The organism is Moorena sp. SIO3I6 (assembly GCF_010672095.1).
Genome location: NZ_JAAHHU010001586.1, coordinates 1 through 1150, shown reverse-complemented (window position 1 = coordinate 1150; position 1150 = coordinate 1). Strand labels below are relative to the sequence as shown.

The following is a 1150-nucleotide window of genomic DNA, read 5'->3' as shown; positions in this document are numbered from 1 at the left end:
TTGGGCTTAGCAGCGCTACTAAGTCTGACTGTAGGAACTGCTACAGTGGCGATGACCGGATGGCGCTCCGCTGACCGCAACCGGTCTGATATAGAGGCACAGTTATCGGGTCTTGAGGAAAATCTCAAGAAAAAGGAGGAATTGTTAGAGACACTTCAGCTCTCAGACTCTAGGTTAGACGCTTCTGGACTGAAGGAGTTTACCTCAGAGAAAGACACTTCACTATCTTTGAACGACAACTACCAGCCCATTAGCAATGTTGAGCAAGTCACTTCTGAATCCTTGCCCAAAAACTACCATCCGATTGCCGAAACTGGGTCGGTAACTGAACCTGTAATAATTACCAATCAAACAGTGGATCATGAACCATCCACTCAATCCCCCACTAAACCCGACTTGGACGTGCGAGCAGCTACGGCTAGGTTTCCATCGGTGCAATCATTTCTAGCCTATGCTCCACCCAATGCTGCTCAGGAGCCACAGAAGAAACCAACTCCCCTTAATGGTGATGAGTTTGACCAACTCTACACTAAAGTTCAGCATCTTATGTCTCAGATGGTCACTGTAAAAAAGGCTATGAAAAGACGGTCACCGAAAACCTCACTCGAGTAGTCGTGATCAGATAGCTACCAAAAAAACTTGGTAATGGCTAATTCCTAGATATTGATAGTTAAGTCATATCAAGGGTTAGTCATTATCTTTTCTTACCAGTCAAACCGGAATCTTACCACGTAATGTTTTAATAAAAACCCTAATCACATCAGCTCGATTCTGTCTAGTCTGTTCATAATGTTCATGTGGATTGCTTCAATAATTCTATTGCTTCAATAATTCAAGGTCTAACTCCTAAAGAATCCTCGTCACAAACCATGCAAGCACTGTCAATATCAGTGCTAAATGCCTTGAATGCACCCTTACTATGGACTGACATCATATGCACTGACATCAATTCAGTTCAGAATTCGTCGAAAGCATCGCTACAATGCGGTCGAATCTTTTCCTATTTTGCCAACCTAGCCACAAGGGGAGAACTTGGGCTTCTGCTAATTCTAGTACCAAGGATTGAATTTCTTGGTCAGATGCCTGTCCATAAAGCAGTAGTACTAAGAACCCATTGAGTTGCCGTGCCATTGTTTTAGCTTGAGGTAAG

Annotated in this window: 2 protein-coding genes; one reads left to right on the top strand and one right to left on the bottom strand. The window is 43.4% G+C overall.

Annotated features, from left to right (window positions below; genetic code table 11):
* Positions 1–612: hypothetical protein (locus F6K49_RS51445; RefSeq protein WP_293110682.1), on the top strand; the 612-nt coding region annotated here is incomplete at its 5' end.
* A 333-nt stretch (positions 613–945) separates the two neighbouring features.
* On the opposite strand, the gene F6K49_RS51440 is transcribed toward F6K49_RS51445, so the two are convergent.
* The coding region (locus F6K49_RS51440) for a hypothetical protein (RefSeq protein ID WP_293110679.1) at positions 946–1150 on the bottom strand (205 nt) is incomplete at its 5' end.